Origin of the sequence: Salmonella sp. SAL4457 (assembly GCF_046548235.1) — a bacterium.
Lineage (GTDB): Bacteria > Pseudomonadota > Gammaproteobacteria > Enterobacterales > Enterobacteriaceae > Salmonella > Salmonella enterica.
This window is the reverse complement of the sequence record NZ_JBGDZO010000623.1, coordinates 1-266: the sequence shown is the minus strand read 5'-3', so window position 1 is coordinate 266 and position 266 is coordinate 1. Positions and strand designations below refer to the sequence as shown.

The following is a 266-nucleotide window of genomic DNA, read 5'->3' as shown; positions in this document are numbered from 1 at the left end:
GTTGAGGGCCTTCTCGCCGCTCTTGTGCAGGCCGGGCGTATCGACGTAGACGGCCTGCACCTCGCCCTCGGTCTTGATCCCGAGCATGTTGTGGCGGGTGGTCTGCGGCTTGCGCGAGGTGATCGCCAGCTTCTGCCCGAGGATGTGGTTGAGCAGGGTGGACTTGCCCACATTGGGGCGCCCCACGATCGCCACGTAGCCGCAACGGCTGCCGGCGGGGATGTCGTCGTGCATGTCAGTCATGGCCATTCTCCACGCCCAGGGCC

1 protein-coding gene is annotated in these 266 nt (G+C 66.5%); it reads right to left on the bottom strand.

Annotation, left to right across the window (positions count from 1 at the left end):
- On the bottom strand, nt 1-234 hold a 234-nt coding region (locus ACLJNW_RS25690; RefSeq protein WP_410961437.1), incomplete at its 3' end, for a GTPase.
- Between the last annotated feature and the right edge of the window lie 32 nt (nt 235-266).